The sequence below is a fragment of the Sagittula sp. genome (assembly GCF_052825245.1).
In genome coordinates, this window is record NZ_JBRBWD010000065.1 from 1 (window position 1) to 14,776 (window position 14,776).

Consider the following 14,776-nt stretch of genomic DNA (forward strand, 5'->3'; position numbering starts at 1 on the left):
ACGTCGAACCATTTGCCCGACATGGTGACCGGCGAGCCGTGGGTGAGGTGGCCGCCATGGGCGAGGTTCAGGCCCATGATGCGGTCGCCCGGTTGCAGCAGCGCCAGGAACACCGCCTGGTTGGCCTGCGCGCCGGAATGCGGCTGCACGTTGGCAAAGCCCGCGCCGAAGAGCTGCTTGAGCCGTTCGATGGCCACGGTCTCGACCTTGTCGACGAATTCGCAGCCGCCGTAATAGCGCTTGCCCGGGTAACCTTCGGCATATTTGTTGGTGAGCACAGAGCCCTGCGCCGCCATGACATCGGCGGAGACGATGTTTTCAGAGGCGATCAGCTCGATCTGGCTCTGCTGGCGGTCGAGCTCCTCGGCCACGGCAGAGGCGATCTCGGCATCACCGATACGGGTCTTGGGAAGATGGTCGAACATGGATGCGATCCTGAGAAAAGGTCAGTGGGACTGTGCCGCGAGTTCGCGGCAGCCGGTGTCGAGCAGCGCCAGGACATGCGGTGCAAAGCTTTGCCACACATCCATGCGGAAACGGTCCTCAGCGTCGCGCCAGAGCACGACGGTCACCCCGTCGAACACCGTGCGGCGGCCCTGGCCGGGCAGGATCGTCTCGATGTCGCGCGGGCAGCCCAGAGTCAGCAGCTCGGCGGCCTGCGTGCCTTCGATCTCGAAAGTGACCTCACGGCCAGAGATGTCAACCAGGCTATGAGGATGTGCCTCGTAGATCTCGGCAAAGGCCGCCTCGATCTGGGCGGTGCGCGGCACCGGCGTGGTCAGCGTCCATTCGTCGGGGCCGAGCCGGATGATCTCCGTCCCGTCCACCGAGGCGCGCTGACCGATGGAGAGCGGCAGCGCCACCCCGAGCGCCGCCCCGAAGGGCGCCAGATCGCCACGGGCACGCAGCGACAGCCGGCCGATGGCGGGGGCCTTGCTGATCCGGGCGGCGCTGGTCTCGACCAGCGCGCCGGAGGTGAAGGAGGATACAGGTGCGTTCATGACAGGCTCCTCAGATCTTCAGACGGGCGTTTTCGGGATCGACGAAGATCGTCGAGGTGATCTTGGCGGCGATGGTGCGGTCGGGCATCGGGATATAGACGGTCTCGCCCAGTTTCTTGTGCCCGCCCTCGACCAGCGCGAGCGCGATGGGGCGCCCGGTGGTGCCGGTGTCGTAGGAGGAGGTCACATGCCCCACCATGGTCATCGGAACCGGCTGCTTGGGATCGAAGACGATCTGCGCCCCCTCTTCCAGCTTGCTGCTGTCCTCGGTCAGAAGACCGACGAGCTGCTTGCGGTCCTTGGCCTGAAGATCGGGCCGCGCAAGGCCGCGCATGCCGACGAAATCGGGCTTCTTCTTGCCCACGGCCCAGCCCATGCCGGCGTCGTAAGGCGTCACCGTGCCGTCAGTGTCCTGACCGACGATGATATAGCCCTTCTCGGCCCGCAGGACGTGCATGGTCTCGGTGCCATAGGCGGTAATGCCGTATTGCTGGCCCGCCTCCCACAGGGTTTCCCAGAGCTGGCGGCCCATGGGCGCCGGCACGTTGACCTCGAAGCCGATCTCGCCGGTAAAGCTCACCCGGAAGAGCCGCGCGGGCATGCCCGCCACGGTGCATTCCACGCAGGACATGTGCGGGAAGGTCTCTTCGGTCAGCTCCACGCCCTCGACCAGCGGCGCCAGAAGCTTGGCGGCGTTGGGGCCGTTCAGGGCGATGGTCGACCATTGTTCGGTGGTCGAGGTCAGCCAGACATTGAGATCGGGCCATTCGGTCTGGAGATAATCCTCCATCATGTTCATGACCCGTGCCGCGCCGCCGGTGGTGGTGGTGACGTGGAATTTGTCCTGACCCAGACGCCCGATCACGCCGTCGTCGCGGATATAGCCGTCATCGCCCAGCAGCAGGCCATAGCGGCAGCGGCCCACGCCCAGCTTGGTCCAGGGGTTGGTGTACATGCGGTTCATGAACTCGACCGCGTCGGGACCGACCACCTCGATCTTGCCCAGCGTGGAGGCGTCGAAGATGCCCACCGACTTGCGGGTCGCGGCGCATTCGCGCGCCACGGCGGCATCCATGTCCTCGCCCGCTTTCGGGAAGTACCACGCCCGGCGCCACTGGCTGACCGGCTCGAACACCGCGCCGTTCTCTTCGGCCCAGGGGTCGATCTGGGTCTTGCGGGTGACCTCGAAGTGATCACCCCGGTGATAGCCCGCGAAGGCCCCGAAGGAGGTCGGCGTGTAGGGCGGCCGGAAGGTGGTGAGACCCACCTGCGGCTGCTTCTTGCCAAGCGCGTCGGCGGCGATGTTCAGACCGTTGATGTTGGACATCTTGCCCTGATCAGTGGCCATGCCGTTGGTGGTGTAGCGCTTGACGTGCTCGATGGAGCGCATGCCCTCGCGCACGGCAAGGCGCAGGTCCTTGGCGGTCACGTCGTTCTGATAGTCGACAAAGGCCTTGGCCTTGCCGGGGCTGCGGTCGGTCGGCAGCTCCTTCATCGAGATGCCGGTGCCGGTGCGGTCAGCCGCCACCGAATAGGCCACCTGCGCCGGGGTCTTGCCCAGCAGTTCGGCGACTTCCCGGCCCTTCTCGGCGCCGTCTTTCAGCACCGCCTCGACGCCCCAGAGACCGCGGCTCGCGCCGGCGATCAGGCAGTCCTCGGGGGTGTCCTTCGGCAGGAAGGTGGTGCGGTCGTCATCCCAGGCGAGCGAGCCCTTGGTGTGCGAGAAGAGGTGCAGCGAGGGCGTCCAGCCGCCCGACATCAGCACCGCGTCGCAGCGGATCTCTTCGCCCGCGCCGACGCTGCCGCCACTGACCGGGTTCACCCGCAGCGAGGAAACGCGCAGGCGGCCGGAGGTGGCGGTGGCGGTGTGCGACAGCTTCACGGTGATGCCGCGGGCGCGGGCCTCCGACAGAAGCTTCTCATGCACGCCCTCGCGCAGATCCACGATAGCCTGCACCTGCGCGCCGGCATCCTGAAGATCGAAGGCCGCGAACCAGGCGGAATCGTGCGAGGTGACAATCACCGGACGCTTGCCGACCAGCACGCCATAGCGGTTCAGGAAGGTCTGCGCCGAGCCCGCCAGCATCACACCGGGGCGGTCGTTGCCGTGGAACACCAGCGGCTTTTCCAGTGCGCCCTGCGCCAGCACGACCTGTTTGGCACGCACCCGCCACATCCGCTCGCGCGGGGTGTCTTCGGGCAGCTCGGGCAGGTGATCGGTCAGCTTCTCGACCATGCCGATCATGTTCTGGTGGTAGTAGCCGATGGCGGTGGTGCGGGTCATGATCTTGACCCCCGCCGCCTTCAGAGCCTCCAGTTCGGCGGCCAGCCAGTCCCATGCGGGGCGGCCGTCGATCTGCGCCTGCGGCTCGGACAGCAGCGTGCCGCCGGCCTCGGCGTTCTCGTCCACCAGCACGACCTTGAGTCCGTCCACCGCAGCGGCGCGCGCGGCGGCGATGCCGGTGGGGCCGGCGCCGACGATCAGCACATCGCAGTGCAGGTAGCGCGAGGCGTAGTGATCCGGATCCTCTTCGGTGGGGCTCACGCCCAGACCGGCGGCGGCACGGATGAAGGGCTCATAGACCTTGTGCCAGAAGTTCTTCGGCCACATGAAGGTCTTGTAGTAGAAGCCCGCCGAGAACAGCATGTAGGCGGCATCGTTCACCGCGCCCACGTCGAACTTGAGGCTCGGGTACTTGTTCTGCGAATTGGTCTCGAGACCGTTCCAGATCTCCTGCACGGTGGCGCGGGTGTTGGGCTCGAACCGGCCCGGGCCGCGGCGGGTGCCGATCAGCGCGTTGGGCTCTTCGCTGCCGGCGGCAACGGCGCCGCGCGGACGGTGGTATTTGAACGACCGGCCCATCAGGTGCACGCCATTGGCCAGCAGCGCCGAGGCGACGGTGTCGCCCTGCGCGCCGGTGAAGCTCTTGCCGTCAAAGGTGAAGGTCACGGGGCGCGAGGTATCGACGCGGCCCCGGCCGGAAACGCGGTATTGGCTCATTTCTGGCGCTCCGTCAGGCTGGAGAGATCGGGACGCGGGGCGTCCGCCTCATAGGTGGTCAGGAACTTGTCGGACACGGTGTCGCGCACGGCGTTGAAGAAGCGCCCGCAGCCGTGGAAATGCCGCCAGCGTTCGTAATGCGGACCCTTCACATTGGTGCGGATGAACAGGAATTCTTCCCACTGTTCATCGCTCTGGCCCGAGGGCTGCTCGGGACGCACGACATGCGCCTCGCCGGCATAGGTGAACTCGGCCTCGGGCAGGGTTTCGTTGCAATAGGGGCAATGGATCAGAAGCATCTCTGGAAACCTCGTCTCAGTGGGCCACGGCCGCAGCGGCGGCTTCGTCGATGAGACGGCCGGTGCGGAAGCGTTCCATGGTGAAGGGCGAGTTGATCGGGTGCGGCTCGTCCTTGGCGATGGTCCAGGCAAAGGTATGCGCCGCGCCCGGGGTCGCCTTGAAGCCGCCGGTGCCCCAGCCGCAGTTGACATAGAGCCCCGAGACCGGGGTCTTGGAGATGATCGCCGAGCGGTCCGGGGTGACGTCCACGATGCCGCCCCACTTGCGTAGCATGCGCATGCGGTTGAAGATCGGGAACACCTCGGAGATCGCCGCCACGGTGTGCTCGATCAGCGGCAGGCCGCCGCGCTGGCTGTAGCTGGTGTACTGGTCGGTGCCCGAGCCGATCACCAGCTCGCCCTTGTCGGACTGGCTGCAATAGGCGTGCACCGCGTTCGACATCACCACGCAGGGGAAGATCGGCTTGACCGGCTCGCTCACCAGCGCCTGGAGCGGATAGCTTTCCAGCGGCAGGCGCACGCCGGCGGTGTCCATCACCACCGAGGTGTGGCCGGCGGCGGAGACCGCGACCTTCTTGGCCTTGATAAAGCCCTTGCCGGTCTCGACACCCGCGACGGAGCCGTCGGCGTTGCGGCGGATCGCCGTCACCGGGCAGTTCTGGATGATGTCGACGCCGCGCATCGCGGCCCCCCGGGCATAGCCCCAGGCCACCGCATCGTGGCGCGCAGTGCCGGCCCGCTCCTGAAGCGCGCCGCCCATCACCGGATAGCGGGCATTGGGAGAGATGTTGATCGGCGGGCAGTATTCCTTGCACTCCTCCGGCGTCAGCCAGCGGTTGTCCACACCGTTCAGGCGGTTGGCGTGGATGTGGCGCTTGAAGCTCTGCACGTCATGCACGTTATGCGCGAGCATCAGGCAGCCGCGGCGCGAATACATGACGTTGTAGTTCAGCTCCTGGCTGAGACCTTCCCACAGATCGACCGCGTGGTCGAAGAGCCGCGCGCTCTCGTCATAGAGATAGTTCGAGCGGATGATCGTGGTGTTCCGACCGGTGTTGCCGCCGCCGAGCCAGCCCTTGTCGATCACCGCGATATTGGTGATGCCGTGCTGCGTCGCCAGATAATAGGCGGCCCCCAGCCCGTGGCCGCCGGCGCCGACGATGATCACATCGTATTCGGCCTTGGGCTGGCTGTCGGGCCATTGCTCGGTCCAGTTTTTATGCCCCGAAAGGGCGTTCTTGAGAAGGTTGAAAGCGTTGAAACGCGTCATGATGGCACCCCGGGCTGGGAAGGTATTCGGAATTGCGTAGCGATCCGCGCGGCGCGATGCGTGAAGCTTTGCGACAGGTTGGGTGGAGATATGCGCCACGGCATTCCGCCACGTTTTTTCCGCAGCGCCCCGGCGCCTCACGCCGCGCCGTTCCGGCCCGGAAGATGCCGCCTGAAAGAGCGAATCGCGGCCCTGGACACAAAGCCCGAGTCGCACCCTGCCCCTGGCGCGAACCCGGTTAGGTTGAGCGCCCTCGCCGCCGGATGGGCCTGAACGGCGGCGGTTTCGTCGCGATGCTACCGCATGCCTGTCGCACCCGTTCTGCCGCGTGGTTACGCTTCCCTGAATAACCCGGTGATCGACATTTTGCCTGTCTCCGGTCCGGGTTCAGGTCAGCGCAAAAAAGCAAAAGGCGAGCGTGGGAATCGCCCGGCACTCCCGGTCACAGCCTGCCGATGCAGGCGGGAGAGCCGGCCAGCACCCCACATCCCGCTCGCTCCCGCGTCAAGACGGGACGGCGATTCCGGACCTTCACCCCGGCAGGCATTGCCAGCACAGGAGGACGACACTTGACGCAAATTTCCGACACGGACGGCTCCGAGGCCGAAACGCCGCCCGACGGGCTCATCCAGACCGACTACACCATCGGCCGAGACAATATCGAGGGCTCGGTCGGGCCGTTCGGCTTTGACGTGCACAACCCGGTCTTCGCGATCTCGGCCTTTGCCGTCGTCGCCTTCGTGATCTTTACGCTCGCGCTGCCCGCGCAGGCGGATGCGCTGTTCAGCGCGATGTTCTCGGAGGTCACCAAGGGATTCGACTGGTTCTTCATCGGCGCCGCAGACGTGTTCGTGCTGCTCTGCCTGGTGCTGGTGATCAGCCCCTATGGCAAGATCCGCCTCGGCGGGCGCGACGCCACCCCTGATTTCAGCTATGTGAGCTGGTTCTCCATGCTCTTCGCCGCCGGTATGGGCATCGGCCTGATGTTCTACGGCGTGTCCGAACCGCTGAGCCATTTCTCTTCCTCGATGGGCGGCACCGCCACCGGCGCGGACGGGCTGCGCAGCGACTGGGCGCCGCTCGGCGCGGCGGGCGGCAATGCGGACGAGGCGGTGCGCCTCGGCATGGCCGCCTCGATCTTCCACTGGGCGCTGCACCCCTGGGCGATCTACGCCATCCTGGCGCTGAGCCTCGCGCTCTTCAGCTACAACAAGGGGCTGCCGCTCACCATCCGGTCGGCCTTTTACCCGATCTTCGGCGAGCGCGTCTGGGGCTGGCCGGGCCATGTCATCGACATCCTCGCGGTCTTCGCCACGCTGTTCGGGCTGGCCACCTCGCTGGGCCTCGGCGCGGCGCAGGCGAATTCCGGGCTGCACAAACTCTTTGGCGTACCGATCAACAGCACCGCGCAGATCGTGCTGATCATCGCCATCACCGCCATTGCGCTGTTCTCGGTGATCCGCGGGCTGGAAGCCGGGGTGAAACTGCTCTCCGAGATCAACATGGGCCTGGCCTTCCTGCTGCTGGTCTTTGTGCTGCTGGCCGGGCCGAGCCTCCTGCTGCTCACCGGGATCGGCGACTATCTTCTGGCCTATCTCGAATACCTGCCGGCCCTGTCGAACCCGGTCGGGCGCGAGGACGTGAACTTCATGCAGGGCTGGACAAGCTTCTACTGGGCCTGGTGGATTTCCTGGTCGCCCTTCGTCGGCATGTTCATCGCGCGGGTCTCGCGCGGGCGCACCGTGCGCGAGTTCCTCATCAGCGTGCTGCTCATCCCGTCGCTGGTCTGCGTGATCTGGATGTCGGTCTTTGGCGGCGCGGCGATCAACCAGGTGCTGCGCGACGGCTATACCGCCGTGCAGGACTCCGAGCTGCCGCTCCAGCTCTTTGCCATGCTCGACGCGATGCCGCTGACCGCGATCACCTCTTTTGTCGGGATCGTTCTGGTGATCGTGTTCTTCGTCACCTCGTCGGATTCGGGCTCGCTGGTGATCGACACCATCACCTCGGGCGGCAAGGTCGATGCGCCGGTGCCGCAGCGGGTGTTCTGGTGCCTGTTCGAGGGCGTGGTCGCAATTGTCCTGCTGCTCTCGGCGGGCGGGCTGAAATCGCTGCAATCCATGGTGATCTCGACGGGCCTGCCCTTCACCGTGGTGCTGCTGGTGATGTGCGTCGCGATCTGGCGCGGGCTGGCAAGCGAACCGCGCTGAGTCTCGAACCATGCTGAACAACCGCCGCGGGGGCCCTGCCCTCGCGGCGGTTTGCGTTTCAGGCGAGCGCCGTATCGCGCTGCTGGCGCAGTGCCAGCGGCGTGCAGCCGAAGCGGCGGCGGAACATCCGGCTGAGATGCGAGGAATCGCAAAAGCCGCAATCCACCGCGACCTGGGCGATGGATTTCTCGCTGCTCTCCAGGAGGTGATGCGCCAGCGACAGGCGGATGCTGAGAAACGCCGCTTGCGGCGAGGTGTCGAGCGCCACGCGGAAATGCCGCTCGAGCTGGCGCTTGCTGTGCCCGATGCGCCGCGCCACCTCGGTCACCGAAAGCGGCGTGTCGATATTCTGCTGCATCAGCAAGAGCGCGCGCAGCACGATCGGGTCACGGGTCTTGAAATCCATGGTGATGCCGGGCTGCGGTTTCTCCGCCTGTAAGGCATCGTCGATGATCATGATATGCAGGCTCTTGCTGGCCTGCGCCCGGCCCACATGCTTGTCGACCAGATAGGCCGCCAGATGCGCCGAACTGGCACCGCCCGAACAGGTCAGCCGGTCGCCATCGACCACAAAGATCTGGTCGGCCACCGGGTTCAGCCCTTCGAACTGTTCGAGGAAATCGGCGTGGTGGAACCAGCTCACACAGCAGCGGTAGCCGTCGAGCAGCCCCGCCTGGTGCAGCATGAAGGCGCCGGTGCAGATGCCCACCAGCGGCACGCCCGCCTCTGCCGCCTGATGCAGGAAGCGCACATAGGCGGCGCTGAGCCCGGGCATCTCGTCCATCAGCCCGCCGACCACGACGATATAGTCGAATCGCGTCGGGTCCCCCAGCCGCTCCTTGGGCTGCACGGTGATGCCGCAGCTCGACGAGACCGCATCCATCGTGTCCGAGAGCACCGTCCAGTTACACAGGATGGGGCGCGAACGGTCGCCCTCGTCGGCGGCAAGCCTCAGAACGTCCACGAAATTCGCGAAGGCGCAGAGGGTGAATCGCTTGGCCAGGATAAAGCCCACATTCAGCCGCGCGCCCTCGGGACGCGCACGCAGGGCACGGCTCGCGGCGTTGCGGGGGGCCGGTCTTGGCAGCTCGGATCGTGTCTCCATCGGGTCGCTCCGCCGCTCAGGGGAATTTTCTGATCCGGTGTCGTAGCCATAATCCCGGGTTGACGCAATCGTCCTGTTTTTTCGAGGCGCTTCATCGCAATAGTTCCGATCACGAATCCGGGTGACTGCCTGTCTGTGAGGCATGGCAGCGCCCAATCAAGCAAAGCGGGCGCGTCCCCGCATCGAAAACGGAACGGCAGACACAGCAGATTGCACGTCGCACCCGTTCTACCGAACACAACCGGCCCGGCAGCAAAGCCCGGGCGCATCTGTCCCGGCGCGCCCGGGGCTCTGACAGAGAGGAACTGGCATGAAAGTCCTGGTGCCTGTGAAACGGGTCGTCGATTACAACGTCAAAATCCGCGTCAGCGCGGATGGCAGCGGTGTCGATCTGGCCAACGTCAAGATGTCGATGAACCCGTTCGACGAGATCGCCGTCGAGCAGGCGGTGCGCCTGAAGGAAGCCGGCACCGCCTCTGAGGTCATCGTGGTCTCCATCGGCCCCGCGCAGGCGCAAGACGTGCTGCGCACCGCGCTGGCCATGGGCGCCGACCGCGCCATCCTGATCACCACCGAAGGCACCACCGAGCCGCTCACCGTCGCAAAGCTCCTCAAGGGCGTGGTCGCCGAGGAAGAGCCGGGCCTGGTGATCCTGGGCAAGCAGGCCATCGACGACGATTGCAACCAGACCGGGCAGATGCTTTCGGCGCTGCTAGGCTGGTCGCAGGCGACCTTTGCCTCCGAGATCGCGCTGTCGGGCGATATGGCCAAGGTGACGCGCGAGGTCGACGGCGGCCTTCAGGCGATCGAAGTCACCCTGCCCGCCATCGTCACCGCCGACCTGCGCCTCAACGAGCCGCGCTATGCCTCGCTGCCGAACATCATGAAGGCAAAGAAAAAACCGCTCGACACCAAGACGCCCGAGGATTTCGGCGTCGATGTTGCGCGCCGCCTGAACGTGCTGCGCGTCGAGGAGCCCGCGGGCCGTCAGGCCGGTGTGAAGGTCGGCTCGGTTGCCGAACTGCTCGACAAGCTGAAAAACGAAGCTGGCGTCATCTGACCGGACGGGGACCAAAGACCATGGCTATTCTTCTCTTTGCAGACCACGACAACGCGGCGCTTTCCGAAGCCACCGCAAAGACCCTGACCGCCGCGACCCAGATCGGCGGCGAGGTCGATATCCTGATCGCCGGCAAGGGCGCCGCCGCCGTGGCTGATGAGGCCGCCAAGCTCACCGGCGTGCGTTCGGTGCTGCTGGCCGAGGGCGACGCGCTGGAGCAGCGTCTGGCCGAGCCCACCGCCGCGCTGATCGTGGCGCTGGCGGGCGATTACGACACCATCCTCGCGCCGGCGACCACCACCGGCAAGAACGTGCTGCCGCGCGTCGCCGCGCTGCTCGACGTGATGCAGATCTCGGAAGTGATCGAGGTGGTCTCCGCCGATACGTTCAAGCGCCCGATCTACGCCGGCAACGCCATCGAGGTGGTGCAGAGCAGCGAGGCGAAAAAGGTGCTCACCGTGCGCACCGCCGGGTTTGCTGCCGCTGCCGCCGATGCAAGCGCCCCGGTCAAGACCGTCGAGGCGGGCAGCGAGGGCGCCGAGCTGTCGCGTTTCGTGGAGAACATCCTCTCGATCAGCGACCGTCCCGAGCTGAGCTCGGCCAAGATCATCGTCTCCGGCGGGCGCGCGCTCGGCTCGGAAGAGAAGTTCCAGGCGGTGCTCAACCCCGTTGCCGACAAGCTCGGCGCCGCTGTCGGCGCGTCGCGCGCGGCGGTCGATGCGGGCTATGCGCCGAACGACTTCCAGGTCGGCCAGACCGGCAAGGTGGTGGCACCGGATCTCTATGTCGCCTGCGGCATCTCGGGCGCGATCCAGCACCTGGCGGGGATGAAGGACTCCAAGATCATCGTCGCGATCAACACCGATGAAGAGGCGCCGATCTTCCAGGTCGCCGATTACGGTCTGGTGGGCGATCTCTTCGACGTATTGCCGCAACTCGAAAGCCAGCTCTGACGCCAGCCACGGGGAAGGGAGACCGCCCATGACCGCGCATATCATCGACGGCAAGGCCTATGCCGCAGGGCTTGGCGACAAGATCGCCGAAAGCGTCGCCGCCTTCACCACCGAGACCGGGCGCGCGCCCGGCCTTGCGGTGGTGCTGGTGGGCACCGATCCGGCCAGCGAGGTCTATGTCCGCAGCAAGGGCCGCATGGCCCGCAAGCTGGGCATGGAAAGCTTCGAGCATGTGCTGCCCGAGGACACCACCCAGGCGGCGCTGCTGGCGCTGGTGGCGGAGCTCAATGCCGATGACAGCGTCGACGGCATCCTCGTGCAGCTCCCCCTGCCCCGGCATCTCGACAGCCTTGCCGTGGTCGAGGCCATCGACCCGGCCAAGGATGTGGACGGGCTGCACCCGGTCAACGCGGGCTACCTCGCCTCCGGGCTGCCGGGCCTGACCTCCTGCACGCCGCTCGGCTGCCTGATGCTGCTGCGGGATTCGCTGGGCGATCTCTCGGGGCTCGACGCCATCGTCGTGGGCCGCTCGATCCTCGTCGGCAAGCCGATGGCGCAGCTGCTGCTGGCCGAGAACTGCACGGTGACGCTGGCGCATTCGCGCACCCGCGACCTGGCGGAGAAGGTCGGCAAGGCGGATATCGTCGTGGCCGCCGTCGGCTCGGCCGAGATGATCCAGGGCGACTGGATCAAGCCGGGCGCCACGGTCATCGACGTGGGCACCAGCCGGGTGATCCGCGACGGCGAGAAACGCCTCGTCGGCGATGTCGATTTCGCCGGCGCCGCGCAAAAAGCCCGCGCCATCACGCCGGTGCCCGGCGGCGTTGGACCGATGACCATCATGAGCCTGATGCACAACACCATGCTCGCCGCCTATCGCCGCGCCGGGCTGCCCGCGCCGCAACTCTGGTAACCTTCTCCCCGCCGCGCGTGAAACGGTCGTTTTTCGCGCGGTGAATGCCGGTTGGGCCGCAGTGCCGCGCCGGTTCATACTTACTCTGCCCGCAAACCTCTCGAACAAGTGGAATCACCCATGTCTTCGTTTCCTGAACGTGCAAACGTCGTCATCGTCGGTCTCGGCGGCATCGTCGGCGCATCGGTCGCGCATCACCTGATCGAGCGCGGCTGGGACAATATCGTCGGCATCGACAAATCGGCTATCCCCACCGATATCGGCTCCACCGGCCACGCGTCGGATTTCTGCTATGTCACCGCGCATGACCAGCTGACCACCTGGACCTCGAATTACTCGGTCGATTTCTACGAAAAGCTTGGCCATTACAGCCGTATCGGCGGCATCGAAGTTGCCCGCGTCGGCGATGACGGGCGCCTGGAAGAGCTCAAGCGCCGCTGCGATTCCGGCCGCGCCTTCGGCACCCGCGTCAAGATGATCTCCGCCGCCGAGGCGAAAGAGAAATTCCCGCTGCTCGAGGAAGACCAGATCCAGGGCGCCATGTGGGATCCGGATGCCGGTCTCGTCGTGCCGCGCTCGCAGACCGTCGCGGGCAAGCTGGTGGATGCCGGCGAAAAGGCCGGCAAGCTGCGCGCCTTCGCAAACACCCCGGCGCTGGAACTGATCCAGGAGAACGGGCGCGTTGTCGGCGTGAAGACCCATCGCGGCACCATCATGGCCGATCACGTCATCGTCTGCGCCGGCCTCTGGGGCCGCCTGATCGCCGATATGGTAGGCGAAGACCTGCCCGTCATGCCTGTCGACCACCCGCTGACCTTCTTCGGACCCTATGACGAGTTCGCCGGCACCGGCCTCGAGATCGGCCGCCCACTGCTGCGCGACCAGGGCAACTCCGCCTATCTGCGCGACACCGGCGACCCCTCGACCACCGAGGGCGGTCAGATCGAATGGGGCTATTACTACGAGAACGAGCCGCGCATGGTGCATCCGCGCGACATTCTCGAAAAGGGCCAGGCACGCCTCGGGCCGTCCATGCGCGACCTCGAACTCGAAGACGTGATCGAGCCGCTCGAAAAGGCGATGGAGCTGACCCCGATCCTCGCCGAGCTGGGCTTCAACGAGAGCCACTCGTTCAACGGGTTGCTGCAAACCACCACCGATGGCGGCCCCTCCATGGGCGAAAGTCGCAAGGTGCGCGGGTTGTGGTACGCCGTTGCGATCTGGGTCAAGGACGCGCCGGGCATGGCCAAGCTGCTGGTCGACTGGATGACCGACGGGCGCACCCATATCGACCATCACGGCATCGACTATTCGCGCTTCCAGGATTACCAGCTCACCGAAGACTTCATCTGGGGCCGCTGCGAAGAGACCGCCAAGAAGATCTACAACCCGCCGGTCCACCCGCGCGAGCCCTTCGCCAACGCGCGCGGCATCCGTCGCTCGCCCTTCTACGAGCGCGAGGTCGAGCTGGGCGGCTATTTCATGGAACTCGGCGGCTGGGAGCGGGCGCATGGCTACGCGGCCAACGAGCACCTGCTGGAGAAATATGCCGATCAGGTGCCGGTGCGCGAGAACGAGTGGGACAACCGCCATTTCTGGCGCGTGTCCAACGCCGAGCAGCTTGAGATGAGCGCCGATTGCGGCATCATCAACCTGTCGCATTTCCATATGACCGACATCTCAGGCCCGGATCACGTTGCGCTGATGGAGTATCTCTGCGCCGCGAAAATCGGTGGCGACAACAATATCGGCAAGGGCATCTACACCCATATGCTCGATGACGAGGGCAATGTCCGCGCCGACTTCACCGTGTTCCGCATGGAAGACCGCTGCCGTCTGGTGAACGGCGCCGATGCCGGCCCGCGCGACCAGATGTACATGAAGCGGATGGCGCAGGACAAAGGCTTCGATGTCACCATCGTGGATGTGACCGAGGATTTCACCACCATCGGCATCTGGGGGCCAAACGCCCGCGAAAACCTGAAGAAGGTGGTCGCCGATCCGGACCTGCTGGAGAAAGAGAACTTCCCCTTCGCGGCGATCAAGACCATCGAAATCGCGGGCAAGAAAGTCTCGGCCTTCCGCATCTCCTATGTCGGCGAACAGGGCTGGGAGCTTCACATGGCCTATGAGGACGGTCTGGCCGTCTGGGATGCGCTACGCGATGCCGGCGTGATGGCGGTGGGTGTCGAGACCTACGCCAACTCGCGGCGGCTGGAGAAATCCCTGCGCCTGCAAAACGCCGACCTGCAAACGGAGTACAACCTCTACGAGGCCGATCTGGCGCGTCCGAAGGTCAAGGAAGCGGAGTTCCGGGGCAAGGAGAAGCACCTGGAATACCGTGCCCGCGAGCACCAGCCGGCGATGCTCTGCACGCTGGTGATGACCGACAACACCGACAGCAAGGGCGTTGCCCGCTACCCGGTGAACACCATGCCGGTGATGGATCCGGAGACCGGCAAGGTGCTGGTCGACGAGCTGGGCCGCCGCTCCTACACCAGCTCGCAGGCCTTCGGTCCGACGGTCGGCAAGAACATCATGCTGGCCTATCTGCCCTGGGATTACTGCCAGGTCGGGCGCACGCTGAACGTCACCTATTTCGACGAGACCTACCCGGTCGAGGTCGCCGGGGTGGGCTATGCGCCGCTCTACGACCCGGAGAACCTCAAGCCGCGCAGCTGAGGCCGGATCGGTATAGATAAACTCAAGCGACTCCGGCGGTTTTCCGCCGGAGTTTTTTGTTGTGCGGAGCGGTGGGCAGATTGCCCACCCTACGTGGTTCGTAAGATCGGGAAGGCAGTACGAGCCGCGCAAGCGCCAGCCCACGATCCGGCGCTGACGCGCCTCTCGGCGTTTGCTTGCAAACGCCTGCCTCTCACACATCGCTTTGCGATGTGTGAGAGGCACCCTGCGGGCTTGTTCCGCGCCAAGGCAATGCACAATCGTAGGGTGGGCAATCTGCCC

10 protein-coding genes and 1 pseudogene are annotated in these 14,776 nt (G+C 65.7%); 5 read left to right on the forward strand and 6 right to left on the reverse strand.

All coding sequences use genetic code 11. The features are described from left to right. From glyA to ACU0DV_RS25250, 5 genes and pseudogenes are all read right to left on the reverse strand, one after another. Positions 1–425 (reverse strand): annotated as a pseudogene (gene glyA, locus ACU0DV_RS25230) (serine hydroxymethyltransferase); the annotation flags it as partial. A 21-nt stretch (positions 426–446) separates the two neighbouring features. Next, a complete protein-coding gene (locus ACU0DV_RS25235) occupies positions 447–1,001 on the reverse strand; it encodes a sarcosine oxidase subunit gamma (RefSeq protein WP_446273618.1) in 555 nt (184 codons plus the stop codon). A 10-nt stretch (positions 1,002–1,011) separates the two neighbouring features. Then, complete coding sequence (locus ACU0DV_RS25240) at positions 1,012–4,002, reverse strand: sarcosine oxidase subunit alpha (protein WP_446273619.1); 2,991 nt, start codon at positions 4,000–4,002, stop codon at positions 1,012–1,014. Then, a complete protein-coding gene (locus ACU0DV_RS25245) occupies positions 3,999–4,301 on the reverse strand; it encodes a sarcosine oxidase subunit delta (RefSeq protein WP_076694775.1) in 303 nt (100 codons plus the stop codon). The genes ACU0DV_RS25240 and ACU0DV_RS25245 overlap by 4 nt, the downstream gene beginning before the upstream one ends. Positions 4,302–4,317: 16 nt before the next feature. After that, the gene (locus ACU0DV_RS25250) at positions 4,318–5,571 is read right to left on the reverse strand and encodes a sarcosine oxidase subunit beta family protein (protein ID WP_446273620.1); all 1,254 of its coding nucleotides are present in this window, start codon (positions 5,569–5,571) and stop codon (positions 4,318–4,320) included. A 569-nt stretch (positions 5,572–6,140) separates the two neighbouring features. Here ACU0DV_RS25250 and ACU0DV_RS25255 point away from each other — a divergent pair. Further along, positions 6,141–7,781, forward strand: coding sequence for a BCCT family transporter (locus ACU0DV_RS25255; protein ID WP_446273621.1), 1,641 nt, complete (start codon positions 6,141–6,143; stop codon positions 7,779–7,781). A gap of 58 nt (positions 7,782–7,839) precedes the next feature. On the opposite strand, the gene ACU0DV_RS25260 is transcribed toward ACU0DV_RS25255, so the two are convergent. Beyond that, a complete protein-coding gene (locus ACU0DV_RS25260; RefSeq protein ID WP_446273622.1) occupies positions 7,840–8,886 on the reverse strand; it encodes a GlxA family transcriptional regulator in 1,047 nt (348 codons plus the stop codon). A gap of 310 nt (positions 8,887–9,196) precedes the next feature. Between ACU0DV_RS25260 and ACU0DV_RS25265 the strand changes: the two genes are divergently transcribed. The 4 genes from ACU0DV_RS25265 to ACU0DV_RS25280 all read left to right on the forward strand — a co-directional run bounded on the left by ACU0DV_RS25265 (position 9,197) and on the right by ACU0DV_RS25280 (position 14,494). After that, positions 9,197–9,946: an electron transfer flavoprotein subunit beta/FixA family protein gene (locus ACU0DV_RS25265; protein WP_446273623.1), complete on the forward strand. Its 750-nt coding sequence runs from the start codon at positions 9,197–9,199 to the stop codon at positions 9,944–9,946. A 20-nt stretch (positions 9,947–9,966) separates the two neighbouring features. Then, positions 9,967–10,899 (forward strand): electron transfer flavoprotein subunit alpha/FixB family protein, encoded by a 933-nt coding sequence (locus ACU0DV_RS25270; RefSeq protein WP_446273624.1) that lies wholly within the window; start codon positions 9,967–9,969, stop codon positions 10,897–10,899. A 28-nt stretch (positions 10,900–10,927) separates the two neighbouring features. Continuing rightward, the gene (gene folD, locus ACU0DV_RS25275) at positions 10,928–11,812 is read left to right on the forward strand and encodes a bifunctional methylenetetrahydrofolate dehydrogenase/methenyltetrahydrofolate cyclohydrolase FolD (RefSeq protein WP_446273625.1); all 885 of its coding nucleotides are present in this window, start codon (positions 10,928–10,930) and stop codon (positions 11,810–11,812) included. Between the two features lie 120 nt (positions 11,813–11,932). Further along, entirely contained in the window at positions 11,933–14,494 is a 2,562-nt protein-coding gene (locus ACU0DV_RS25280; protein ID WP_446273626.1) for a GcvT family protein, read from the forward strand. Positions 14,495–14,776: the final 282 nt, after the last annotated feature.